A 24,742-nucleotide genomic window follows, 5' to 3' on the forward strand; every position below is an offset into this window, starting at 1 on the left:
TCCCGGCCAAAAACCGGCCACCGGGAGGAGAAATCATATGGCTACCGTTGAACTCAAAGGTGTGGCTAAGCGCTACGGTGCCTTGAAGGTCATTGATGACATTGATCTTGACCTTGAAGATGGCTCCCTGACCGTCTTTGTGGGGCCATCCGGCTGTGGCAAATCCACCCTGCTGCGGATGATCGCCGGGCTTGAGCCGATCACTAGCGGCGACATTCTCATCGATGGTCAACGCATTAACGATGCCACGCCCACCGAGCGCGGTGTGGCCATGGTGTTTCAGAATTACGCCCTCTATCCGCATATGACGGTGCGCAACAATATCGGTTTTCCACTGCGCATGGCGGGCATGAAAAGCGCCGACATCGGACGGCGGGTGGAACAGGCGGCAAACCGTTTGCACATCACGCCGCTTCTGGAGCGCAAGCCTGCCGCCTTGTCTGGTGGCCAACGCCAGCGGGTGGCCATCGGGCGGGCCATCGTGCGCGATCCCAACGTGTTCCTGTTCGATGAGCCGCTCTCCAATCTCGATGCCGAATTGCGAGTGAAAATGCGGCTTGAGATTGCCGAACTGCATCGGTCATTGGCGTCAACCATGATTTACGTAACCCACGATCAGGTGGAAGCCATGACCTTGGCTGATCGGATCGTGGTGTTGCGGGCGGGCAATGTCGAGCAGATTGGCACGCCGATCAGCCTTTATGACGACCCCGACAACATGTTTGTTGCCGGTTTCATCGGCTCACCGCGCATGAATTTTCTGGCCGGTCATGTCGTGGCGCGCAGCACAGCGGCAATCCGCGTCAAGCTCAGCGAGTTCAAGGACGTGGAATTCGAACTTGCAATGGGTTCAGACCTTGCCCCCGGTGCAAAGATTTCCATTGGCATGCGGCCAGAGAATTTTTCCTCTGACGGATCAGCCCGGTTCGACCTGCGGGTGGACATGGTGGAGAGCCTCGGCGGTGTTTCCTATGGCTACAGTAATATGCGCGGCGAAGATGCCCTGACGGTTGATCTGAAGGGCGACCGATCCGTGCGGGCCGGCGATACGATCCACACCGGTTTTCATCCGTCCAAGGCCCTGCTGTTTGATCCGGCCAGCGGTGCGCGCCTTCGGTGACATGTCATTCAGCTGATATTTCAAAAGGATTTCTATTCATGAGCGATAATGAACTCTGGTACGACCGTGCCGCATCTGTCTGGACCGAGGCCCTTCCCGTTGGCAATGGTCGGTTGGGGGCTATGGTGTTCGGAGATGCCTGGAATGAACGCCTTCAGATCAATGAGAGCACATTCTGGAGCGGTGGCCCTTACCAGCCGATCAATCCCGATGCCCGCGCTGCCTTGCCTGAGGTGCGTAATCTGATCCTTGCCGAACGGTATCAGGAGGCAGACCGCAAGGCCTATGAAGGGGCCATGGCCAAGCCGGATCGGCAGACCTCCTATCAGCCGATTGGCGATGTCTGGCTTGATTTGCACCATGATATGACCGTCACCAACTATCGCCGCTCGCTTGATCTGGAAACCGCTGTTGCGGTGACACAGTATGATTGCCATGGCGTGCATTTTCGCCGCGATGTGTTTGCCTCCGCCATTCAGGACGTGATCGTCTGCAAGATTTCGGTGGATCAGCCCGGTGCCTTGTCGATGACGGTGATGCTGAGCAGCCCGCAAAATGGCGATCCGATTGATATCGCCGATGCCACCCTTGGCTATGACGGGCGTAATCGTCGGCAAAATGGTATTGATAGCGCGTTGCGCTTCGCTTTCCGGGTGCGGGTGCTGGCCGAGGGGGGCTTTGTCGATATTGGCGAGGAAACCATTCGGGTGCGTGAAGCGTCCAGCGTCATGTTGCTGATCGATGCAGGGACCAGCTTTCAAAACTACAGGACTGTTGATGGCGATCCACAGGCGCAGATCAAGGCGCGCCTGGATGCGGCGGCTATGCTGTCCTATGAGGCGCTGCTGGAAGCCCATGTCACAGAGCATCGCCGTCTATTTAACCGGATGCAAATTGCCCTCGGTGACAAGCCCGTGCCAACGCTTCCCACCGACAAGCGCGTTGCCGCCTATGCCGAAGGTGATGATCCCTCACTGGCCGCGCTCTATTTGCAGTATGGCCGCTACCTTGCCATTTCCTGTTCCAGACCCGGCACGCAGGCGGCCAATCTCCAGGGCATTTGGAATGAAGATATTCTGCCAGCTTGGGGCAGCAAATACACCGTTAACATCAATCTGGAGATGAATTACTGGTTGGCCGATGTTGCCAATCTCTCCGAGACCTTCCTGCCGCTGGTGGAACTGGTGGAGGATGTGGCCGAAACCGGCCGCGAGATGGCCAAGGCCCATTACGGCGCACGCGGCTGGGTTCTGCACCATAACACCGATATCTGGCGTGCCACTGGCCCCATTGACGGCCCTCATTGGGGTCTCTGGCCGATGGGCGGTGCCTGGCTCTGCGCCCAGCTTTATGATCACTATCGCTTCAATCCCGATCGCGCTGTGCTGGAGCGCATCTATCCTTTGATCAAGGGGGCGGTGGAATTTGCGCTGGATACGCTGGTTGCCTTGCCTGATAGCAATTACCTCGGCACTTGCCCATCACTGTCGCCGGAAAACTCCCATCCTTTTGGTTCTTCACTCTGCGCCGCACCGGCCATGGACAATCAGATTCTCCGCGATCTGTTCGAGGCCTTCGCGGATGCCAGCGCCACGCTTGGCCGGGACGGCGAGCTTCGCACAGAGGCTGCCGCCACCCGCGCTCGTTTGCCGGAAGACCGTATCGGCAAAGGCGGTCAGTTGCAGGAGTGGATGGACGACTGGGATCTGGACGCGCCAGAGCAGCAGCATCGCCATGTCTCGCATCTCTATGGGCTTTATCCGAGCCTGCAAATCGACCCATTGGAAACGCCTGAAATGGCTAAGGCCGCACAGGTTGTTCTGGAGCGGCGCGGCGATGATGCAACGGGCTGGGGCATTGGATGGCGGCTGAACCTTTGGGCCAGACTGGGCAATGGCAATCGGGCCGCAGAGGTTCTGGTCAAGCTTTTGACACCGGAGCGCACCTATCCAAACCTGATGGACGCCCATCCGCCTTTCCAGATCGACGGGAATTTCGGAGGAGCGGCGGGGATTGTGGAAATGCTGGTGCAATCGCGCCCCGGCGAGCTTCGCCTCCTGCCCGCCTTGCCGGAACAATGGTCAAGCGGCAGCCTGAAGGGCGTCCGCATCCGTGGCGGTCACACGGTTGATCTCAGCTGGCAAGCAGGAAAACTGACTTCACTCCGCATCACGGCTGGCCACTCCGGGCCACTCACCATCCGGCAACCTGCTGGTGTCCTTGAGGTTCAACTTAGGGAAGGCGAGGTTTGGGAAGGTCGATAGCCGATATTTCAACATGCATTTTCTGGTGTTCTAACGGGGTTTTCGCGGCTTTCGTGCCGGAGAAAAGGAGCCATCATGTCGCAGAATTCATTGCGTCCATTGCGCTATCGTCAAATTCATCTCGATTTTCACACATCCGAGCATATTCCGGGCATTGGCAGCCAGTTTGACGCTGAAGCGTTCGTTGACACGTTGAAGCAGTCGCATGTCAATTCCATCACGCTGTTTGCCAAATGCCACCATGGCTGGTCTTATTATCCGACCAAGGTGGGTGCGCCGCATCCCAATCTGTCTCGCCCCGATCTGCTGGGGGAGATGATTGCCGCCTGCAACGCTGCTGATATTGAAACGCCGATCTATCTCTCGGTGCAGTGGGATGAGCGGACCGCCCGCCTGCATCCCGAATGGCGGGTGATGAAGGCCAACAATCATCTTGACCATGCCGATGACCATGATCGTTCGGCCCAGAAGCAGTTAAGCGCCGCCTGGCACACCTTGTGCCTCAACCACGATGATTTTCGCAGCCACTTGATGGCCGAAGCCCGAGAGGTTCTGACGCTTTATCCGACTGCCGGGCTGTTCTTCGACATTATCCAGACGCCGGATTGTGTCTGCAATGCCTGCCTTGCGCGCATGGCACGCCTCAATCTCGACCCGTTGAACAAGGTGGATCGGTTGGCCAATGACGAGGCTGTCAATGCGCAGTTCCGCGAAGAGATGAGCACCGTTCTGCGGCGCGAATTTCCGCAATCGCGGATCTTTTACAATAGCGGCCATATCAACAAATATGGCAAGGACCGTTTCGCGCCCTACACCCATCTTGAACTGGAAAGCCTGCCCACGGGCGGCTGGGGCTATAATCACTTTCCCTCCAGCGCCCGCTATGCGGCGCGGCTTGGCCTAGATTTTGTCAGCCACACCGGCAAATTCCACACCAGTTGGGGCGAGTTTGGTGGCTTCAAACATCCTGATGCGCTGGAATACGAATGTGCCATGATGGTGGCGCTTGGCTCCAAGTGCCTGGTTGGCGATCAGCTCCATCCCAATGGCCGGATCAATGCCGATACCTATCGCAGCATCGCCCCAGCCTTTCGCCGGGTTGCCGCTCTTGAACCCTTTCTGGACGGGGCGCAACAGGTCTCTGAGATCGCCATTCTCGCCACCGAATATTTCCATCGGGACGGTGTGGAGCGTGTGCGCGATAGCGATGACGGAGCGGTGCAGATGCTGCTGGAATTGCACAGATGTTTCGATGTGATTGACCCGGAGATGGATTTTTCCCGCCATCGCCTGATTATCTTACCCGATACGATCCCGGTGGATGCTGCATTAAAGGCAAAATTCGATGCCTATCTCGCTTCGGGTGGCGCGGTCCTCATTTCCGGTCAATCCGGCCGCATACCGGACAGCGGCGCTTTTGCCTTTGAGACGGGCCTAACACTCACAGGCGAAAACATCGCCTTCGAGCCATCCTATGCGCAGATCACCGAAGCATTGACCGATGCGCGCCTGCCGGCAAGCCCCTTCGTGGTCTATGCCGAGGCCGAAAAACTGCAAGCGGCGGGCGCCACTGTTCTGGCAAGCATAAGGCCGCCCTATTTCAATCGTGCCTTCAACCATTTCTGCTCGCATCAGCATACGCCTGACGATCCTGAGGCCGATTCTATTGGCGTGGCCTGCGCCATGCATGGCAAGGTAGGCACCATCGCCTATCCGGTCTTTGCACTTTACCGTGCCATGGGACAGCCTCTCTACAAATATCTGGTCGATGCGCTGATCGAACGGCTAATGCCGGGGCGGGTGCTTGAAACCACTTTGCCCTCCGCAGGACGCGCGACGCTGACGGTGCAGGCCCATGAAAATCGCAGCATCGTTCACCTTCTCTGCGGTTTTCCGCAAATCCGCGGTCAATCGGTGCGGATCAATTGGCAGCCAACAGCAAGACCCATGGAGATGATCGAGGATATTACCTCCATCGGGCCGGTATCCTTCACGGTCCGGCTGCCTGGGACGCCATCATCGGTCTATGATGCGATTTCGGGCGAGACATTTGCTTGGAAAAAACAAGCAGATGGCGCAATCACGGTTGATCTGCCAGGCCTTTCCATTCACCGTGCGATTGTTATTGACGGAATGGCACCCGGATGATGTGAGGCCATGGGTTGGTTGTCTTTGCTGGAGCTACCAATGGATCTGGGAGAGGACCTGTGGAAATAATCGGCAAGCGAAAACAGGCAACCATCCACGATGTCGCCGAGGCAGCAGGTGTCGCCATCGGCACGGTGTCCCGCTATCTCAATGGGCAAACGGTGCGCAATGGCAACCGCGCCGAAATAGAACGGGCCATCGAGGCCCTGTCTTTTCAGCGCAGTGCCGCCGCGCGGGCGATGAAAAGCGACAAGACCGATGTGATTGGCTTTTTGACGCCGGAGCTGGACGAATTTCATGCCCAGCTCCTCAATCATCTGGCCCGGTTGTTTCGCCAGAGCGGCAGAACGCTACTGACCTATTGCCATGATGGTGACATCAGGCTGCTGAGTGAATCCCTCTCCTATTTTGCGGGACAGAACGTCGATGCGCTCATTCTTGCGGGACATGGAGACATTCCCAATGACGTCGAGAGATTCGTGGAACGCGGTATTCCCGTAACCGTCTACAATAATGATATTATGGGGTTGCGCGTTGACCGCGTGTTCGTTGAAAATGCCAAGGCATCCTACCGTGCTGTCCGCCATCTGATCGATCTTGGACATACACGCATTGCCACCGCCTTTGGCACATTGGATACGTCATCGGGATTGCAGCGCCTGAATGGCTATCAGCAGGCCCTGGAAGAGGGCAGGATTGCTCTCAACCCTTCCTACCTGCATTCCGGCGACTGGACCGAAGAAGGCGGATATTCTGCCATTCAGAAATTCATGGCACTGGCTGAGCCGCCAACAGCGGTCTTCTCCGCCAATTATAAGATGACCTACGGCATTCTGGAATGGGTCCGGGAACACCGAGCAAGGGTGCCGGAAGACATCGCCATTGTTAGTTTCGATGATGTGGAATTGTTTCGCCTCTATGATGACGGCGTGACAGCCATCGCTCAACCTATTGAAAAAATAGCGCAATCGATCAGCGCTTATGTTTTGTCGCGGTTAACACAAGACAATGTTCCGGACATACGCACGCGCACTCTCGATTGCAATTTGATATTGCGCGGATCAAGCCACTTTCGCCGATCATCCCGATGATGTGCTTTTCTTAAAAAACCGGGATACAGGCGATTTGGGCTGTGCGATCAACGGGCACCTTGCCATTCGCGTTGATATGTATGGATTTGATCTCAACGCCTTCAGTGGATTTTGCGAAATCTCGTGACAAGGCGCATCGGTTTCCAGCTTAGATTATAGCGCGTTTGGTGGCGCGTTCAGCCCAACGGTCATTCTTCGCTAAGCGCAAAAATTAGAAAATAAAACCTTTAAAATCTATGGAAATTATAGATAAATAATCGCACTGAACAAGTACGGAATTGAAAAGGGGGCGTCGGCAGTCAAAAGTATAGGAAAATGAAAATATATTTTGTTTTCCACGCGCTTCGTATGCTGTGTTTCTAATTAAACTCAATAGGTGTCGGTTCTAATCTTAAATAAAGACCGGTTTCTTTCTGGGTGCGAAACAGGCTTTTGATTGATGTACGGATGTATCTATTGCGGTTCTATTGAGTGGTGAAAATCGGATCAACCTAGTTGTCCGGCTTCCATCATTTCGGTTTATGCCGCTCGCAGACAGCAGAAGGAAACGTCTGTCATTTCGCCAAGTGTACATCCTGTACGGGTGCGTTCTGAAGGGACTTTATCAAACCGGCCAAATGCCGCCTCCATAAGATCTGGAGACATCGGACGGCAGACATCGGACGGCACGGAAACGTTTGCTGTGCGCCAGAGTTTGTCAGGGGAAAGTGGAACCTGGTTTTCCCGAAAAGACAAACGAAAACAAGAGAACTTAGAGTCTGTCTGGTTCAATATGAAGCTGACAGACTCTAAGACCAGACAAGCACAGTAAATCGCTCTTTGGGCGCAGCGATCTGGAGATGAGGAGGGCTTACAACATGACGATTGCTATGCAGGCGGCCCGATCTGGTGCCATTTTCTTGGCTGATCTCAGCGTATCGGTGGATGATGTGGCTGCGGTCAACAGTGCAAAGGCTTCCTCAAATGCCTTGGCCCTCTCTGGGGTCACTCTGTCTTTTGGAGGCGTTGTAGCGCTCAGCGACATTGATCTTAAGGTGAGCAAAGGTGAAATCCGCGCAATTATCGGCCCGAACGGTGCTGGTAAGAGCTCCATCATCAACGTGATCAGCGGTCTCTATCAGCCGGATCACGGCCGCGTTTCCATCGGCGAACTCCATTTCAGCCGCGTGCCGACCCAGAGGCTAGCGCAGCTTGGTATTGCCCGAACCTTTCAAAACCTCGCCCTGTTCAAGGGGTTGAGTGTTCTGGACAATGTCATGGCGGGCCGCGTTTACCGCAATAGATCCAGTTTTGTGGAGCAGATCATCGGCTATGGCAGGGCTGCCCGTGAGCATAAGGATGCCCGCGACAGATCGGTGGCAATTCTCGATTTTCTGCATCTCACCGACCTCAGGGATCGCCTTGCGGGTACTTTGCCTTATGGTCTTCAAAAGCGGGTGGAGCTTGCCCGTGCCCTGGTCGCAGAACCCGACATCTTGCTGCTGGACGAACCAATGGCAGGCATGACAGCCACCGAAAAGAACGAAATGGCGCATTATGTGCGCGCCGCACGGGATGAATTTGGCACCACTGTGGTGTTGATCGAGCACGATATTGGCGTCGTTATGGGCCTTTCCGACCATGTGGCGGTGCTGGATTACGGGCGGAAAATTGCCGATGGCACACCAGCGGAAATTTCCGCTGACCAGAAAGTCATTGATGCCTATCTCGGTGTTGCACCAGAGAATGAAGACGGAGATGGCATTTGATGGCCGATTTTGACGGGTTGTTTTTTACCGAAGTGCTTGTCGGCGGATTGCTGTCCGGCGTGATGTATTCGCTCGTGGCAATCGGTTTCGTGCTGATTTACAAGACATCGGGTGTTTTGAACTTTGCGCAGGGTGCCATGCTGCTGTTTGCAGCGCTGACCTTCGTCAGCCTCACAGAGCGCGGGTTTGGTTTTCCGCTCGCCTTCCTGGTTACCTTCGCCATCATGATCCTGCTCGGCATTGGCATTGAGCGGACGGTCCTTCGTCCGCTCACCAACAAGCCGCCGATTACCATGTTCATGGCCACGCTTGGCCTGTCCTACATGATTGAAGGGGCAGCCCAACTGCTCTGGGGCACGCAGGTACATGGGCTTGATCTGGGCATTGAGGATGTTCCTTTCGATATCGCGGGTGTGTTTATCAGCAAGTTCGATATTTTCGCAGCGGTCGTCGCCTTTGGGCTTGTTGTCGCCCTGTCCGTGTTCTTTCGCTATACCCGCATTGGGCTTGGTTTTCGTGCGGTGGCCGATGATCCGTTTGCGGCTCTCGCCGTGGGCCTGAAACTTCCCTGGATCTGGGCAAGTGTGTGGGCCGCCGCCGGGCTTGTGGCGCTGGTTGCCGGGCTCTTGTGGGGCGCGCGCTCCGGCGTGCAGTTTTCCTTGTCCTTGATCGTGCTGAAAGCACTGCCTGTGCTGGTGCTGGGCGGTTTTGATTCCATCCTGGGGGCGATTATCGGCGGGCTGCTGATTGGCGCTTCGGAGAAATTGGCCGAAGTCTATATCGGGGCCTATTTTGGCGGGGGGATTGAAGGGTGGTTCGCCTATGTGATTGCCCTGCTGTTTTTACTTGTGCGCCCCTCCGGTCTTTTCGGCCAAAAGCTCGTGGAAAGGGTTTGATCCATGTCTGCTGTTTCGCCCAACGTGACGCCTGCGAGGATCACGCCAGCAAAAGCGATGCCGATCTCCGTCGCCACCCTGCTGGTGCTTTTGTTGGCCTATGGCATTCTTCCAGTGATCGGCACGAGCTACCTGTTCGATGGTATCCTGCTGCCCTTTCTGGCCCTTAGCCTCGCAGGGGTCGGGCTCAATCTTCTGACCGGTTATGCAGGCCAGGTGTCGCTTGGCAGCGCGGCCTTCATGGCGGTTGGCGCGTTTGCCTGCTTCAATTTTGACCTGCGGGCCGGTTCCCTGCCGCTTATCGTCAGCATCCTGCTCGCGGGTCTATCCGCTGCGGCCATTGGCATTGTCTTCGGCTTGCCAAGCCTTAGGCTGCGCGGCTTCTATCTCGCGGTTTCCACCCTCGCTGCACAGTTCTTCGTCCAGTGGGCGTTGACGAAATTCAGCTGGTTTTCCAACGATAGCGCTTCGGGTGTGATCGATGCGCCGCCGCTAACGCTTGCCGGTTTTACCTTCGAAGGGCCGGTCGGGCGCTACTATTTTGCGCTGATCATCGTCACACTCGTCACCTTTCTCGCCCATCGGCTGGTGATTTCTCAAACGGGTCGCAATTTCATCGCGGTGCGAGATAACGAAACGGCGGCGCGCATTATCGGCGTTCCGGTGTTACGCACCAAGCTTCTGGCCTTTGCCGTGTCGTCTTTTATCATTGGTATCGCCGGTGTGCTCTGGGCCTTTGCCTATCTGCGCACCGTCGAACCGGCGGGTTTCAACCTGGATCGTTCGTTCCAGGTGTTGTTCATCATTATCATTGGCGGTCTGGCCTCGCTGCGCGGCGCCTTTTTCGGGGCGGCCCTGATCGTGGTGTTTCCGGTGGTGCTGTCGCGGGTTGGGGCCTTCGTCTTTGGTGACCTGTTCGATAGCGGCGTGCTCGATATGACGCAGCGTATCGTGCTCGGCGCACTCATCATTCTTTTCCTGATCCTTGAGCCTGATGGGCTTGCCGCCCTTATCGACAGGATCCGAAAACGCTTCGGCGTGCCGGTTTGGCCAGCCTGATCCGGCTCTCTCTCCGCACGCCGTTTATCCGCAATCCATCCATCATCCATGAACACGTCCGATGCGCATCGCACCGGGCAATACCAGGAGTGTATCCAAGCATGAGCATTCTTTCGAAATTCAAGGCCACAGCATTGGTGATCGGCATCTCGTTGAGTGTCGCGCTTCCCGCAGCGCATGCCGATGAGCAGTATTTTCCCTTGCAGAGCTACCGCGTCGGTCCCTATGCCGCAGGTGGAACCGGTTTCTTTGGCGGGTTTATCGATTATCTCAACCTGATCAACACCCGTGATGGCGGCGTCAATGGCGTCAAGCTCACCTGGTCGGAGGCCGAAACCCAATACGAGGTCGAGCGTGGCGTCGAAGCCTATGAGCGCCTGAAAAGCAATCCGAACGTCGCCGCCTGGAACCCGTTATCCGTGGGCATCGCCTATGCGATGATCGACCGCATTACCGCCGACAAGACACCGTTGATCACCATCAACCACGGTCGTACGGATTCCACCGATGGCCGCGTATTTCCCTATGTTTTCCCCTTGTTGCTCAATCCCTACAGCGAAACCTCCGGTATCGTGAACTATATTGGCTCCAAGCTCGGCGGGATCGAAAACCTGAAGGGCAAGAAGATCGTGGTTCTCTATCACGGCTCGCCTTATGGCAAGGAAACCATTCCGATCTATGAATTGCTGGCCAAGAAATATGGTTTTGATGTCCAGCAGATCGAGGTGCCGCATCCCGGTAACGAACAACAGGCCCAATGGCTCACCATTCGTCGCGCCAAACCCGATTATGTCGTGTTGCGCGGCTGGGGCGTGATGAACCCGGTGGCCCTGAAAACAGCTGCCAAAACCGGCTTTCCGGTGGACCATATCATTGGCAATGTCTGGTCCAATTCTGAAGAAGATGTGATCCCGGCAGGCGATGCCGCCAAAGGCTATACCGCCATCACCACCCAGGCGTCCGGTGCCGAGTATCCAGTCGTCAAGGAAATCGTCAAGACGCTTTATGATAGTGGCAAGGGCAACCTGGAAGACAAAAAACGCATCGGCTCCGTCTATCACAACCTGGGTATCGTCAATGGTATCCTGAATGTCGAGGCGATCCGCATCGCGCAGGCAAAATTCGGCAAGCGCACGCTGACCGGCGACGAAGTACGCTGGGGCTTCGAGCATTTGCAACTGGACCAGAAGCGCGTTGAGGAACTTGGCGCCAAAGACCTGTTTCACTCCATCAATGTCACCTGGGACAATCACGAGGGCAATGGTTATGTGACCTTCCAGCAATGGGACGGCAAGAAATGGAACGTCGTGTCTGATTGGATTGCACCGGATTGGGCGTTGCTGCGGCCGATCATTGAAAAGTCCTCCGAGGCTTATGCCAAGGATAAAGGCATCAAGATCCGCACGGCTGCCGATGCGGATGGCGTTACCAATTAACACCAGTAGGGACTGAAGATGTCAGTTCCTGTTCCTTTTGCAAATAGTCCAAGCATCTGATGGATTTGAGATGTTTGCCTTGGAAAAACAGCCCATCGACAACGAGATGGGCTGATTTTGCGGTTCAGCGCTCAATTGAAGTGACGCCGCGACGGGGCAATTTTTTGCCAGACCAACGAGGAATTGATCCCATGAAAGACGCCAGATTGTTGCAGGTGGATGGGCTGCACGCCACCTACAATCATGCCATCACCGCTTTGCATGGTGTCAGCTTTTCGCTTGCGCGGGGCGAGATCCTAGCACTTTTGGGCGCGAATGGAGCGGGCAAGACGACGGCGCTGAAGGCGGTGTCAAACCTTCTTTCGGCAGAGCGCGGACAGATCAATGCCGGGTCTATCCATTTTGACGGCGTAGATGTCACCAAAACAAGCCCGGCGGCGCTGGTGCGCGCCGGCCTTGTACAGGTATTGGAAGGGCGCCATTGCTTCCATAGCCTGTCCGTCGAGGAAAATCTGACGTGTGGTGGTCTGGGACGTAGCAGTTCGCGGGCGGAAATCGCCAATGATCTCGAGCGTATTTATGGGCTCTTTCCCCGACTGAAAGAAAAGCGCCGGACACTGTCGGGCCTCACCTCCGGTGGCGAGCAACAAATGACGGCAGTTGGCCGGGCTCTGATGTCGCGTCCCCGTCTGCTTGTTCTTGACGAACCGTCCATGGGTCTTGCCCCCATCGTGGTGCAGGACATATTTCGCACCCTGCGCCGATTGAACCGGGAGGAGGGGCTATCCATTCTCGTCGCCGAACAAAATTCGGCGATTGCTCTCACCTATGCCCATCGCGCCACCATTCTCGAAAATGGAAAGGATGTGCTGACGGGCACCGCCCGCGAGATCCGCGAGCGAGACGATGTGAAATCCTTTTATCTCGGGCAGAACAATCGGGTTGCGAATGACCATGTCATATGACCGCGTCTGACGGGCATCGTAAACCGAAGGCTTCTGAAACAGAATGTCGAAGCGAAGCTTTCGCTCAGGCGGGGTTTAAGGCGTTTGCGCTGTATCGTTGATACCCTCTGACACGGTTTCCGCGTGTCAGAGGGTTATCTATACCATTTCTGTCAGGCGTGACGCGCTCACCAACTGGACAGCATCAGGACGGCGTCCATTGTAAACAGAGCCATCCTCAGAACTCTTCCCAACTCTCGCCCTTCAGCGCAGCATTGCCCTGAGTGGCATAGGTCTGGCGTGATGGTGCGGCAGGCCGAGTTGCAGGTCTGGCAGGGGCTCGTCCAGTGGGCGCGTGTCCGGCCTGCCGGTTATCTCCCGTGCGGAACTGGCCGAGCAATTCGGTCAGCTTGCCGCTTTCCTGGGCCAGGCCAGCGCCGGCCGCGTTCATTTCCTCGACCATGGCCGCATTCTTCTGCGTCGCCTGGTCCATGTGGTTGACAGCGGTATTGACTTCCCCAAGCCCCACGGACTGTTCCTGCGCTGCCGTGGCGATTGCATCCATATGCTGATTGATCGATTGGACGAGGCTGGCGATCGCCGTCAACCCTTCGCCGGTATCGTTGACCAGTTTGACGCCTTCGCTGACGGCGACTTCCGAATTGGAGACCAGCGATTTGATTTCCTTGGCGGCATTGGCCGAACGTTGCGCCAGTTCACGGACTTCCTGGGCGACGACGGCAAAGCCCTTACCTGCTTCACCGGCGCGGGCGGCTTCCACCCCGGCATTCAAGGCCAGCAGATTGGTCTGGAAGGCAATCTCATCAATCACGCCGATGATCTGGCCGATCTGGCGGGAGGCGTGTTCAATGCGTTCCATTGCTGTGACAGCATTATTGACGACGACACCCGATTGCTCGGCACGGCTTTTGGTATCACGCACCAGATCGCGGGCCTCGCCGGTTCGCTTCGAGGTCGCTCTCACATTGGCGGTGATTTCCTCAAGGGCTGCGGCGGTCTCTTCGAGCGAAGCAGCCTGCTGCTCGGTTCGCTTGGCCAGGTCGTCCGATGCATGCGAGATTTCGCTGCTGCCACCCGACACGGCCAGGGCAGAGCCACCGACGGCCAGAAGTGTGGTGCGCAACTGGCTGACGGAGGCGTTGAAGTCCTGGCGCAGTTCCTCGAAGCGCGGCGCAAACTCCTCGGAAATCTCACAGAGCATATCACCGGAGGCAAGTTTCTGCAGACCGCTTGCCAGCGCGCCGGTGGCGCGGGTCAGTCGCTCCTCGGCCTCCTCTTCTATACGGCGCTGCGTCTCGATGCGATCGCGCTCGGCGATCCTGCGGTTTTCCTCGGCGTTGGCCTCTAGCTCCTTGTTGCGGATGGCTGCAATCTGGAATACTTCCACGGAACGCGCCATTTCGCCCATTTCGTCCCGGCGTTTGGCGCCGGGAACGACAACCGACAGGTCGCCGTCGGCCAATGCGCCCATGCAACGTGTCAACGCGCCGATCGGGCGAATGACCTTGCGGACGATGACGGCCAAGCCGATGATGCCGAGCGCCAACACCAACAGGAAGAGCGCCAGGAACGACAATGTATGGGTCAGCGCTGTAGACTTTGCCGTTGCGGCATTGGCGTTCAACGTATCCATGGCAAGCGATGCGATATCCGCAACCTTCCCCAGGGCAGCCGTGGTCGGCGCTCTCCATTGATCGATTGTCAGCGGCGACTTTTCGCCCGCACTCAGTTTGGCAATGACGTCGGCGCGCATTTTAGCGTAGTCGCCGGTAAAATATGCTGCATCGGCAACCTTGAAACCATCCTTGATGGCCTGGGGCGTATCCTTATGATCGACGAGCACCCGAACAGCTTTCCACGCATAGGCGACATTGGCGTCTCCCGCGGCCAGTTTGACCTGGTTCTCAGCTGAAATCTGCTGGCCAGAGGTCACGGCGTTGTTGAGGATCAAGGCACTGCCGCCGCCAAGGGCACGGGTCGACCATGCATAGGCGCGCATCTGGATCATCGGCATCAACGCCGCGTCGAGCGTGCGCATGCGGCCTTCCGCAGCCTCGGACGCCTTTTCAAGATCGGCCAGGAACGTCCCGCCCAGATCCATTGACGCCTTGGTGATGCTTGCGTCACGAGCCTCAAGCGGCTTTGCCAATTCGGCATCGATGGTTTTACGATAGGTCGCGACTTTTTCATAAGTGGCCAACACCGTTGCGATCGGCGCCGACAAGTCGGTAGCCTTGATCCCTCCAGCGATCACTTTTGCCTCATTCATACCAGCATCGACAACCGCCCGGTTTTTCTGCACCGATTGGACGGAGCCAGCGCCATCGGCAATGGAGATCGACAGGGCGGAGGCGCTGTCGCCGCGCTCGCTGCGAAATGCCAAAAGCGCCTTGAACAACGCCTTGTCAAAACCGGTCAGTTCCGAAACTTCGGCATTGACCTGATAGGTCCGGTACGAAGACAGCATGGAATTTCCAACCAGCACATTCAGCATAAGGCTGAGCAGGGCGAAAACGCTAATGAGCACATTTCTGATGGAGAGCGTCATGGTAAGTTCCAGTGGTTGCAAATTTCAACTCATTGAAAGCTAATTTGGATAAACTGCGGTTAACGCCATCAGGCTTTTTATGACGTCTTTCCGTATAAAATTGCCAGTCTCGCCATTCGCTCGGGTATAGAGGCCTCAAAGCGGCCAGTGGCGTGAGTTTTGCATGTATGTAAAGTGTCTCATCATTTGATCAGCAGTTCGATCGGCAGTTGTGATTTCACTCATTGTCATTGTGACCCGCACCATCTTCTTGCTACACGTTTCTTGGCGATTTCATCGCTGGCCGCCTGCGAGCGGGATAATTTTTAACCTCAAATCATCCGGGTGAATGTCCGATATGTCTCCCAGAAAACAGATCATCCTCAATGCCTTCAACATGAATTGCGTGGGGCATATCAATCACGGGCTCTGGGCGCATCCGCGCGACCGTTCGCACGACTATAAATCTCTTCGCTACTGGACTGATCTGGCCCGCACACTGGAGCGTGGTCTGTTCGATGGGCTGTTTCTCGCCGATATTGTCGGGGTCTACGATATTTACCAGAACTCGGTCGACCTGACATTGCGGGAATCGATCCAGCTACCCGTCAACGATCCGATGCTGCTGGTATCTGGCATGGCTGCTGTGACCGACAATCTTGGCTTCGGTATTACGGTGAATACCAGTGTTGAGGCGCCCTATACCTTTGCCAGGAAAATCTCGACGCTCGATCATCTCACCTCAGGCCGGATCGGCTGGAATATCGTCACCGGTTATCTCGACAGCGCCGCCAAGGCATTGGGCAAGACCGGCATGACAGAGCATGACGCCCGCTATGACCAGGCCGATGACTATATGGACCTGCTGTATAAGCTTTGGGAAGGCAGCTGGGAGGAGGGGGCCGTGCGCCTCGACAAACAGGCACGGATATATGCCGATCCTGCCAAGGTTCATAAGGTGCAGCACAACGGGCCCTATTACCAGTCCGAGGGCTACCATCTGAGCGAGCCCTCTATCCAGCGTACGCCGGTACTCTATCAGGCCGGCACATCGGGCCGTGGCCGGAAATTTGCCGCGCGCCACGCCGAATGCGTGTTTATTGGTGCCACGGACAAGGCCGCGGCGCGTAAAACCTCCCAGGCTCTAAGGGAAGAGGTGGTTGCCGCAGGGCGCCGTCCTGATGATATCAAGATCTTTCTCGGTGTTACTGTGGTGACCGACAAAAGCCGGGAAGCCGCCGCCGACAAGCTGGCGGATTATCGCCGCTATGCCAGCCCGGAAGCGGGCCTGGCGCATTTTTCGGCCGGAAGCGGTATCGATCTCTCCCGCTACGAGCTTGATGATCCTATCCAGTACGGCCCCACCAACGCCATCCAGTCCGTCACGCAGCTTGCCAAACAGAAGGGTTGGACCAAGCGGCAATTGCTGAACGAGCTTTCCATCGGCGGGCGCTATCCACTGATCACCGGCGCGCCTGGCGAGGTGGCGGAGGAACTGATGTCCTGGATCGATGAAGGCGATATCGATGGTTTCAATCTCACCCGGACCGTGACGCCGGAGAGCTACGAGGATTTTATCGAGTTTGTGGTGCCGGAATTGCAAAGCAGGGGCGCTTACAAGACCAGCTATGGTGACGGTTCCTTGCGCCATCGGCTGTTTGGCGAAGGCAACCGGCTTCCCGCTCGCCATGCCGGCAGCCTCTATCGACACACGGAAAGGTAGCGCCGCGACATCGCGGCGAGAACTTTTATGCCTGGCAATGTTTCGTGACTGAAGGCCCTGCATCTGAAAGCCTTCTTCAATGCCCATGACGAGTCCGCCGCATTGGCAGTGCGTTTTTCTCCATGGCCCAGCCTGACAGAAAAACATACCTTCATTTAGTGCATAAAAAACATAGATTAACTTCAATAACCGTCAATGTCTGCGATGCTGCCTCGGCATGTTTGCAGCAAAGGACGGCGCCGATGACCAGGACAATTCACTTCAACGCCTTCGATATGAATTGCGTCGGACACCAATCGCCTGGATTGTGGGCGCATCCAGACGACAGGTCTTATACCTATAAGGATCTGGATTATTGGCAGAATTTGGCGCGTACCCTGGAGCGCGGCATCTTTGATGGCATCTTCATTGCTGACGTGATCGGCTATTACGATGTCTATAAAGGCTCCAATTTCCACGCCATCCAGCAGGCGGCGCAAATTCCGGTCAACGATCCGTTGCAACTGGCCGCACCCATTGCTTTGGCCACCGAACATCTGGGCATTGGCATCACCGCATCAACCTCGTTTGAGCATCCCTATACGTTTGCCCGCAGACTCGCGACGGCCGACCACCACACCAAGGGCCGGGTAGGGTGGAACATTGTGACCTCCTATCTGGAGAGCGGTGCCAAGAATGTTGGCCAATCCGGCCTGAAGCGCCATGATAATCGCTATGAGATTGCCAATGAATATCTTGAGGTGATCTACAAACTGCTGGAAGGCAGCTGGGAAGAGGGCGCTATCATCCGTGATCCGAAGGGGCGGGTTTTCACCGATCCGGCCAAGGTTCATGAAATCGGCCATAAGGGCAAGCATTTCGATGTTCCCGGTTATGGTTTGACCGAGCCTTCGCCGCAACGCACTCCGGTGCTGTATCAGGCGGGCGCATCCGGTCCGGGCAAGAAATTTGCGGCGGAACATGCGGAATGCGTGTTTGTGGCGGCACCCACCAAATCGGTGCTGAAAGCCTATGTTGCCGAGATTCGCCAGCAGGCTGCCGCTGCCGGGCGCGATCCGAATGCCCTCAAAATCTACACGCTGATCACCATCATTACCGATGAGACCGAGGCAAAGGCCAGGGCGAAGTTTGAAGATTATAAGCAATATGTATCCTACGATGGCTCGCTGGTGTTCATGTCCGGCTGGAGCGGCATTGATTTTGGCCAATATGCGCCAACCGATGTGATCCAGAAGGTAGAGACCAACGCCATCCATTCGTTTGTCGAGCATATCGCTGGCGGCGACAAATCCTGGACCATTGAAGAACTGGCAAAATTCGGTGGCATTGGAGGGTTGGGTCCGGTGTTTGTTGGCGCGCCCGATCAGGTTGCTGATATTTTGCAAGAATGGGTGGCGGACACCGATGTGGATGGCTTCAACATTGCCTATGCGGTCACGCCCGGCAGTTTTGAGGATGTGGTCAACCACATTGTACCGGAACTGCAAAAGCGCGGAGCCTATCCCACCGCCTACAAACCCGGAACCCTGCGCGAAAAGCTGTTCGGCCAAGGGCCATATTTGCCGCAAAACCATCCCGCCGATCAATACCGCGATATTGAGGCGTTCAAGCGCGCCCAAAAGGCTCCGCTGGCTAATGCCAGCTAAATTTTCATCCCAATTTCAAGCAACGAGGCACGATATGGGTACCGTTACTGACACCAAGATCGATTACACCGTTCACCCGCGCGTCAATTCCAGCGATCCGGTTGCTCCGCGCCCGCGCCCAGCCGTGCCAGCCCATATCGTGCAATCCGATGCCGAGGCGATTGAGATTGCAAAGCGGCTGGCCGAGCGCTTCAAGGTCAATGCTGCCTTGCGTGACCGGGAAGGATTGTTGCCGATTACCGAGCTGGATGAATATTCCCAAAGCGGGCTGTGGAGCATCAACGTTCCGAAAGCCTATGGCGGGCCGGAAGTGTCCTACGCCACCGTTGCCAAGGTGATTTCCACCATCGCGAGCGCCGATCCTGCCATTGCGCAGGTGACGCAAAACCATTTGGCCATTGTTGCCACCGTTGATCTCGATGGCACCGAAGAGCAGAAACAGCTGTTCTTTGGCTGGGCTTTGCAGGGCTTGCGCTACGGCAATGCGTTTTCGGAATTGAAAAGCAAGACGGTTGCCGATTTTGAAACCAAGGTGGTGCATGACGGTGACGACGTGATCGTTAATGGTGAGAAATTCTACACCACCGGAGCACTTCTCTCCCATGTTGTACCGATTGTTGGCGTTGATGAAACCGGCCAAGGCTATCTGGTGTTTGCCGACCGCGAAGCACCCGGCCTGACTGTGACCAACAATTGGTCCAGCTTTGGCCAGCGCACCACGGCCTCTGGCTCGGTGAAACTTGAGAATGTGCGGGTGCCGAAGGTTCGCGCTTTGAAAGTCACCTCGTTTGATCATCCCACGGTGGGTGGTCCGGTCTCACAGATCATCCAGTCGGCCATTGATGCAGGCATCGCCCGTGGGGCGATTGATGACACCATCAGGTTTGTCAAAACCCTCAGCCGTCCGTGGATTGATAGCGGCAAGCAAAGGGCCAGCGAAGACCTGTTTACCATTGCAGCCATTGGCGATCTGAAAATCCGGCTGCATGCGGCGGAAGCGCTGCTGGAGATTGCTGGTCGCAGCATTGATGCAGCGCGGGCCAATGCAACGCTGGACACGGTTTCTGAAGCAACCATCAAGACCGGCGAATCCAAGGTGCTGACCACTGAAATTGCCATTCTCGCCACCAACAAGCTGTTTGAGCTGGCGGGCACCCGCTCGACATTGGCGGAACATGGTCTGGACCGCCATTGGCGCAATGCGCGGGTGCATACATTGCATGATCCGGTGCGTTGGAAATTCTACCACGTTGGCAATTACTACCTGAACGGCGAGCATCCGCCGCGCCATGCATGGAATTGAGTGGGGAACTGAGGCAGAGCAATGAGCACCACAGATCGTACACTCCACCGTCAGGCGGCCCTGACGGCTGGTCGCCCGGCTCCGCATATTCCGCCACGGCGGACCAAAGCGCATGTGATCAAGGACGATGCCGAGGCAGTCGCTGTTGCCAAGGAATTGGCCCGTGACTTTGCCGTGGGCGCAGCAGAGCGTGATCGGCAGCGGCGTTTGCCGGTGGCCGAGATTGACCGCTTTTCCCAAAGTGGGCTTTGGGCCATTTCAGTGCCAAAGGCTTACGGCGGCGCTGGCGTATCGACGGTGACACTCGCGGAGGTGACGGCGATCATCTCGGCAGCAGATTCCTCCATCGGGCAAATTCCGCAAAACCATTTCTATATGGTGGAAGCGCTGCGGCTCTCTGGTTCCGATGCGCAGAAGGCGCATTATTTTCAGCGGGTTCTCGATGGGGATCGGCTGGGCAATGCCTTTACCGAAATCGGCACCAAAACCCCGGTGGATTACAAGACCCATTTTGCGGAGCGCGATGGCAAGCTGCTGTTAAACGGACAGAAATTCTACGCGACCGGATCGCTGTTTGCCCACATCATTGTTGCCGTTGCCAAAGGTCCGAATGGCCGCGTGCATCTGGTGTTTATCGATCGCGCCACACCCGGTCTTGATCTGGTGGATGACTGGACCTCCTTTGGTCAGCGCTCCACCGGCAGCGGCACGGTGACCTTTGACGATGTGGAAATCACCCCGTTTCAGGTGGTGGATCATGATGAGAATTTCGATAAGCCAACGCCGATGGGACCATTTGCCCAGATCATCCATTCGGCAGTGCAAGTCGGTATTGCGCGGGGTGCTTTGGCTGAAACCATCTCCTATGTCCGCGCCCATGCAAGGCCGTTTTTCGAGCTGAGTATTGAGCATGGCTATGAAGACCCACACACCATCCATGCGGTGGGCGATGTCTCCATCCGCGTCCATGCCGCCGATGCGCTCTTGGCGCGGGCAGGGCGCATTCTGGACATTGCAACGGCCAATCCCACCGCGCAAACGGTGGCAGAAGCCTCGATTGCCGTGGCCGAAGTGAAAGCATTGGGGACGGAGGTGGCGCAATTGGCCGCCACCAAGCTGATTGAGCTTGGTGGTGCGCGCTCCACGTTGGAGGCTTATGGGCTGGATCGCTATTGGCGCAATGCTCGCACCCATTCGCTGCACGATCCAGTGCGCTGGAAATATCACCATATCGGCAATTTCTACCTGAATGATCAGCTGCCGCCACGCCACGGGGCCATCTGACGTTCAGATTTTCTATCCGCCGGGTGCATACCTCTGCACCCGGCCTTTTCTTGACCATAGGAAACCACAACATGACCTATCAGCCTGATCCCAAGCGCTATGATAACGCCCATTTTCGCCGCACAGGCCGAAGTGGTCTGAAACTGCCCGCATTGTCCTTTGGCCTCTGGCATAATTTTGGCGATACCACGCCAGTTGAAACCCAACGCTCTATCCTGTTCAAGGCGTTTGATCTGGGCATTACCCATTTCGATCTCGCCAACAATTACGGCCCACCAGCAGGCAGCGCCGAAATCAACTTTGGCCGCATCCTGCGCGAGGATTTTGCAGGTCTGCGCGATGAGCTGATAATTTCCACCAAGGCTGGCTGGGATATGTGGCCGGGGCCTTATGGTCGCGGCGGTGGCTCGAAAAAGGCGCTGCTCTCCAGCCTTGATCAGAGCCTGACACGGCTGGGTGTTGATTATGTCGATATCTTCTATTCGCACCGCTATGATGCCGAAACGCCTTTGGAAGAAACCGCCGATGCCTTGGCGCAAGCCGTGCGGCAGGGCAAGGCGCTGTATGTGGGCATTTCATCCTATTCCGGCACCAAGACCCGCGAGATTGCAGCGCTTTTGAAAGAACGGCAGGTGCCACTGTTGATCAATCAGCCCGCCTATAACCTGTTCAATCGCTGGATTGAAAAAGATCTGATTGATGCCGCCGATGAGGTTGGCGCTGGCATCATTGCGTTTACGCCACTGGCACAAGGCCTTCTGACCAACAAATACCTCAACGGCATTCCAGACGATGCCCGCGTCAACCGCCCCGGCGGTGATTTCCTGCGGCCCGAGCATTTGAAGGAAGAAAACATTGTGCGCGCCCGCGCCTTGAATGAAATTGCCACCCGCCGTGGCCAATCTCTGGCGCAGTTGGCGATTGCATGGGTCTTGCGCGATCCGCGCGTGACATCGGCCCTGATTGGAGCCAGTTCTGCCCGGCAGATTCAGGAAAATGTCGATGCTTTGAACAATCTCTCCTTCACAGCCGAAGAACTGGCCGAGATTGACCGCTATGCGGTCGAAGGTGGCATCAACCTTTGGGAAAAGCCTTCCCACGATCAAGTGGTGTAAGGACAAACAAAAACGGCCTGAACAGAAATGTTCAGGCCGTTTTACATTTCAGATGGCGAGACAATCAGCCGCCATATTCAATGATCTCCAGCCCCGCATTGTAATCGGTGGCGTAGATTAAGCCATTGGCATCCACAAACACATCCGCCGACTGGATGACCTTGGGGCGACCGGGTCTGCGGTCCGTCATCGTGGTGGGGGCGGCAGGCACCAGAGCGCCTGTTTCCACCGGATGGTATGGATCAGAAATATCAAAAGCGCGGATGCCTGCATTTTGCCAGGTGGCGAAAATCAGCGTGTCGGACACAAATGAGCCGGGCCGGTTTTCATGCAGGTTATGGGGGCCAAAATGGCCGCCTTTCTGGGTGTAATCGATCTCATTCGGGATCGGGAAGGTGGAGATGCTGATCGGATTTTCCGGCACGCGGATATCAAACACCCATGTGTGCTTGCGGCCATCTTCTTCATTATCCAGCACCGCTTCATCTGCCACGACCAGCAGATCACGCCCCGGCAGCGGCAAAGGCGAATGGGTGCCGCCGCCATAGGGTGGGGACCAATTGTGGTGCTTGATGAGTTTGGGTGCTGAATGGTCCTTGATGTCGAGAAGTGTCAGCCCGCCATCGCGCCAGCAGGCATAGGCCGTGTCGCCATGCACCAGCGCGTGGTGCAGGGCATAGCGTTTGCCATCCGCCCATGTGCGGCTTTCGCCTGCTGCTGTGTTCATGCCCGGCAACCACCAGCGGCCAACCAGTTCCGGCTTGGTGGGATCAGCCATGTCGATGGTCACGAAAATATAATCGGAAAAGCCATCGAGCAGCGCCGATGCATAGGCATAGCGCCCGCCAACATACCAGAGCCGATGAAAGCCCACGCCATCCACATCCAATTGCCCGATCTTGCGCGGGGCGGCTGGTGTGGAAATGTCATAGACCGTCATGCCCGCTGTCCACGCCCGTTCGCGCTTGCTGGCAGCGACCGTTTCGCCGACTGATTGGGTGTAATAGGCTTTTTCATCCGTAAAACTTTCCACATCGGCAAACAGATCAAGGGCGTTGATCACCAACAGCAGATCACCATGGGTTTGCAGATGGATGTTCCATGTGTTGGCGGGGGCCTGCACGTAGTTCACGGTTTTCGGATGTTTCGGATCACGCACATCGATAATGGAGAAGCCCTGCGACCACGGATGCGCCACATAGGCATGGCCATGATGCACCATCAATTGCAGCCCATCACCGCGTCCGCCAATGTCGCTATGGCCGATCAGTTTCATATTGCGGGCAAAGTCTGGCTTTGGCAGGTCTAGGGTGGTCATTGGGCTTCTCTCTCTTTCAGTCGGCTTGCGGCATTACTTGACGGTTGATGGAATCCACGCAGCCGTGGCGGCATCGCTCTTCAAAAACGCCGGGAATTTTTGCTGCAATTCCTCAATCGAGCCGATCTTGTTGTTCACCAGATCATCGCGAGTAATCAAGGTTGGCTTGAGCAACACGGAATGGCCGGGATTTTGTCCGGCAACGGAAAGCGAGACTGCCCGCACCGAAACCTCACCCACCACGGCAGCATTGGTGGCAGCGGTTGCCACCCAGGCGCTGTCTGGCTCAATCATCAACTGAATATCAGCCGTGGAAATATCCACACCATAGATTTTGACCTTGCTGGACAGGCCAAGCTCATCAATGGCCAATTTCGCGCCCTTGGCGAATTCATCCCATGGGGTGAAAATCACCGAAATATCGGGGTTGGCGCGCAGCACAGCCTTGGTCTGGTCGGCAACGGTGGCCGGAACCGTGTCATTGACCACGCCCCAGACGGCCTTTTCCTTCAGATTATGCTTGGCCACATAGTCCTTCCACACCGCATAGCGGCGATCCAGCGGCGCAAACCCGGCGACATAGATAGCGCCACCGTTAAAGCCATCGCCCTTGTCCTTCACGGCTTGATCCAGCACCAGCTTGGCCATATCGGCATCGCTTTGCTCAATTTGCGGAATGTTGGGATTGTCGAGGTTCACATCATAGGCCACCACCTTGATGCCCGCATCCAACGCCTTTTGCGCTACATCCTGCAACACTTCCGGGCGGCCATTGTTGATGATGATGCCATCGACCTTCAGGTTGATGGCCTGCTCGATCAAAGCGCGTTCCGCATCATTGTCATTGCGGGCCTGCGAAACCGTGAGGTTGATGCCCAGTGCATCAGCCTGCCGCTTGACGCCTGCCTCAAAAGCTTGCAGCCAATCACCACCGCCGAGATAGCTTACAACGGCAATGTTGACGGTTTTCTTATCAAACGGGGCAGGCGCGCCCGCAATGCCTGCGGCTGAGGCCGTGGTGGCAAAAATCGATCCGGCCAGAAGAACTGCGCCAAGGGTACGAAGAGATTTGATCATGTTGGTTCCATTCAGATGAGAA

Annotated in this window: 17 protein-coding genes; 14 read left to right on the top strand and 3 right to left on the bottom strand. The window is 56.3% G+C overall.

Annotated elements, in window-relative coordinates:
- The first annotated feature begins 37 nt into the window (after nucleotides 1-37).
- From AVI_RS17985 to AVI_RS18025, 9 genes are all read left to right on the top strand, one after another.
- Nucleotides 38-1,120: an ABC transporter ATP-binding protein gene (locus AVI_RS17985; protein WP_012653559.1), complete on the top strand. Its 1,083-nt coding sequence runs from the start codon at nucleotides 38-40 to the stop codon at nucleotides 1,118-1,120.
- A gap of 38 nt (nucleotides 1,121-1,158) precedes the next feature.
- Entirely contained in the window at nucleotides 1,159-3,384 is a 2,226-nt protein-coding gene (locus AVI_RS17990; protein WP_012653560.1) for a glycoside hydrolase family 95 protein, read from the top strand.
- Nucleotides 3,385-3,459: 75 nt separating this feature from the next.
- Nucleotides 3,460-5,532 (top strand): alpha-amylase family protein, encoded by a 2,073-nt coding sequence (locus AVI_RS17995; protein ID WP_012653561.1) that lies wholly within the window; start codon nucleotides 3,460-3,462, stop codon nucleotides 5,530-5,532.
- A 59-nt stretch (nucleotides 5,533-5,591) separates the two neighbouring features.
- A complete protein-coding gene (locus AVI_RS18000) occupies nucleotides 5,592-6,623 on the top strand; it encodes a LacI family DNA-binding transcriptional regulator (protein ID WP_012653562.1) in 1,032 nt (343 codons plus the stop codon).
- An 857-nt stretch (nucleotides 6,624-7,480) separates the two neighbouring features.
- Nucleotides 7,481-8,371 carry an ABC transporter ATP-binding protein gene (locus tag AVI_RS18005; RefSeq protein ID WP_012653563.1) on the top strand — a complete coding sequence of 297 codons (891 nt, stop codon included), beginning with the start codon at nucleotides 7,481-7,483 and terminating at the stop codon, nucleotides 8,369-8,371.
- Nucleotides 8,371-9,267, top strand: a complete 897-nt coding sequence (locus tag AVI_RS18010) for a branched-chain amino acid ABC transporter permease (RefSeq protein ID WP_041698430.1) — start codon at nucleotides 8,371-8,373, stop codon at nucleotides 9,265-9,267. Before AVI_RS18005 ends, AVI_RS18010 begins: the two co-directional genes overlap by 1 nt.
- A 57-nt stretch (nucleotides 9,268-9,324) precedes the next feature.
- The gene (locus AVI_RS18015; protein ID WP_417883892.1) at nucleotides 9,325-10,326 is read left to right on the top strand and encodes a branched-chain amino acid ABC transporter permease; all 1,002 of its coding nucleotides are present in this window, start codon (nucleotides 9,325-9,327) and stop codon (nucleotides 10,324-10,326) included.
- A gap of 101 nt (nucleotides 10,327-10,427) precedes the next feature.
- Nucleotides 10,428-11,762: an ABC transporter substrate-binding protein gene (locus tag AVI_RS18020; RefSeq protein ID WP_012653566.1), complete on the top strand. Its 1,335-nt coding sequence runs from the start codon at nucleotides 10,428-10,430 to the stop codon at nucleotides 11,760-11,762.
- Nucleotides 11,763-11,953: 191 nt separating this feature from the next.
- On the top strand, nucleotides 11,954-12,727 hold the full coding sequence (locus AVI_RS18025) for an ABC transporter ATP-binding protein (RefSeq protein WP_012653567.1): 774 nt from the start codon (nucleotides 11,954-11,956) through the stop codon (nucleotides 12,725-12,727).
- A 217-nt stretch (nucleotides 12,728-12,944) separates the two neighbouring features.
- Here AVI_RS18025 and AVI_RS18030 read toward each other — a convergent pair whose 3' ends face one another.
- Nucleotides 12,945-15,275: a methyl-accepting chemotaxis protein gene (locus tag AVI_RS18030; protein ID WP_012653568.1), complete on the bottom strand. Its 2,331-nt coding sequence runs from the start codon at nucleotides 15,273-15,275 to the stop codon at nucleotides 12,945-12,947.
- Between the two features lie 337 nt (nucleotides 15,276-15,612).
- Here AVI_RS18030 and AVI_RS18035 point away from each other — a divergent pair, with 337 nt between their 5' ends.
- From AVI_RS18035 to mgrA, 5 genes are all read left to right on the top strand, one after another.
- On the top strand, nucleotides 15,613-16,977 hold the full coding sequence (locus AVI_RS18035) for an LLM class flavin-dependent oxidoreductase (RefSeq protein WP_012653569.1): 1,365 nt from the start codon (nucleotides 15,613-15,615) through the stop codon (nucleotides 16,975-16,977).
- Nucleotides 16,978-17,219: 242 nt separating this feature from the next.
- Nucleotides 17,220-18,623 (top strand): LLM class flavin-dependent oxidoreductase, encoded by a 1,404-nt coding sequence (locus tag AVI_RS18040; RefSeq protein ID WP_012653570.1) that lies wholly within the window; start codon nucleotides 17,220-17,222, stop codon nucleotides 18,621-18,623.
- Nucleotides 18,624-18,657: 34 nt separating this feature from the next.
- Nucleotides 18,658-19,926 carry an SfnB family sulfur acquisition oxidoreductase gene (locus tag AVI_RS18045; protein ID WP_012653571.1) on the top strand — a complete coding sequence of 423 codons (1,269 nt, stop codon included), beginning with the start codon at nucleotides 18,658-18,660 and terminating at the stop codon, nucleotides 19,924-19,926.
- A 21-nt stretch (nucleotides 19,927-19,947) separates the two neighbouring features.
- Nucleotides 19,948-21,210 carry an SfnB family sulfur acquisition oxidoreductase gene (locus AVI_RS18050; RefSeq protein ID WP_012653572.1) on the top strand — a complete coding sequence of 421 codons (1,263 nt, stop codon included), beginning with the start codon at nucleotides 19,948-19,950 and terminating at the stop codon, nucleotides 21,208-21,210.
- Between the two features lie 71 nt (nucleotides 21,211-21,281).
- Nucleotides 21,282-22,325, top strand: coding sequence for an L-glyceraldehyde 3-phosphate reductase (gene mgrA, locus AVI_RS18055; protein WP_012653573.1), 1,044 nt, complete (start codon nucleotides 21,282-21,284; stop codon nucleotides 22,323-22,325).
- A 64-nt stretch (nucleotides 22,326-22,389) separates the two neighbouring features.
- On the opposite strand, the gene AVI_RS18060 is transcribed toward mgrA, so the two are convergent.
- Nucleotides 22,390-23,643 (bottom strand): LVIVD repeat-containing protein, encoded by a 1,254-nt coding sequence (locus tag AVI_RS18060; RefSeq protein ID WP_012653574.1) that lies wholly within the window; start codon nucleotides 23,641-23,643, stop codon nucleotides 22,390-22,392.
- A gap of 33 nt (nucleotides 23,644-23,676) precedes the next feature.
- Nucleotides 23,677-24,720 (bottom strand): substrate-binding domain-containing protein, encoded by a 1,044-nt coding sequence (locus AVI_RS18065; protein ID WP_012653575.1) that lies wholly within the window; start codon nucleotides 24,718-24,720, stop codon nucleotides 23,677-23,679.
- Nucleotides 24,721-24,742: the final 22 nt, after the last annotated feature.

Source organism: Allorhizobium ampelinum S4, from assembly GCF_000016285.1.
Lineage (GTDB): Bacteria > Pseudomonadota > Alphaproteobacteria > Rhizobiales > Rhizobiaceae > Allorhizobium > Allorhizobium ampelinum.

Excerpts from the sequence above, each read along its gene's own strand:
- AVI_RS17985 (WP_012653559.1), top strand. The coding sequence starts at position 38 with ATGGCTACCGTTGAACTCAAAGGTGTGGCTAAGCGCTACGGTGCCTTG.
- AVI_RS17990 (WP_012653560.1), top strand. The coding sequence starts at position 1,159 with ATGAGCGATAATGAACTCTGGTACGACCGTGCCGCATCTGTCTGGACC.
- AVI_RS17995 (WP_012653561.1), top strand. The coding sequence starts at position 3,460 with ATGTCGCAGAATTCATTGCGTCCATTGCGCTATCGTCAAATTCATCTC.
- AVI_RS18005 (WP_012653563.1), top strand. The coding sequence starts at position 7,481 with ATGACGATTGCTATGCAGGCGGCCCGATCTGGTGCCATTTTCTTGGCT.
- AVI_RS18010 (WP_041698430.1), top strand. The coding sequence starts at position 8,371 with ATGGCCGATTTTGACGGGTTGTTTTTTACCGAAGTGCTTGTCGGCGGA.
- AVI_RS18015 (WP_417883892.1), top strand. The coding sequence starts at position 9,325 with ATGCCGATCTCCGTCGCCACCCTGCTGGTGCTTTTGTTGGCCTATGGC.
- AVI_RS18020 (WP_012653566.1), top strand. The coding sequence starts at position 10,428 with ATGAGCATTCTTTCGAAATTCAAGGCCACAGCATTGGTGATCGGCATC.
- AVI_RS18025 (WP_012653567.1), top strand. The coding sequence starts at position 11,954 with ATGAAAGACGCCAGATTGTTGCAGGTGGATGGGCTGCACGCCACCTAC.
- AVI_RS18030 (WP_012653568.1), bottom strand. The coding sequence starts at position 15,275 with ATGACGCTCTCCATCAGAAATGTGCTCATTAGCGTTTTCGCCCTGCTC.
- AVI_RS18035 (WP_012653569.1), top strand. The coding sequence starts at position 15,613 with ATGTCTCCCAGAAAACAGATCATCCTCAATGCCTTCAACATGAATTGC.
- AVI_RS18040 (WP_012653570.1), top strand. The coding sequence starts at position 17,220 with ATGACCAGGACAATTCACTTCAACGCCTTCGATATGAATTGCGTCGGA.
- AVI_RS18045 (WP_012653571.1), top strand. The coding sequence starts at position 18,658 with ATGGGTACCGTTACTGACACCAAGATCGATTACACCGTTCACCCGCGC.
- AVI_RS18050 (WP_012653572.1), top strand. The coding sequence starts at position 19,948 with ATGAGCACCACAGATCGTACACTCCACCGTCAGGCGGCCCTGACGGCT.
- mgrA (WP_012653573.1), top strand. The coding sequence starts at position 21,282 with ATGACCTATCAGCCTGATCCCAAGCGCTATGATAACGCCCATTTTCGC.
- AVI_RS18060 (WP_012653574.1), bottom strand. The coding sequence starts at position 23,643 with ATGACCACCCTAGACCTGCCAAAGCCAGACTTTGCCCGCAATATGAAA.
- AVI_RS18065 (WP_012653575.1), bottom strand. The coding sequence starts at position 24,720 with ATGATCAAATCTCTTCGTACCCTTGGCGCAGTTCTTCTGGCCGGATCG.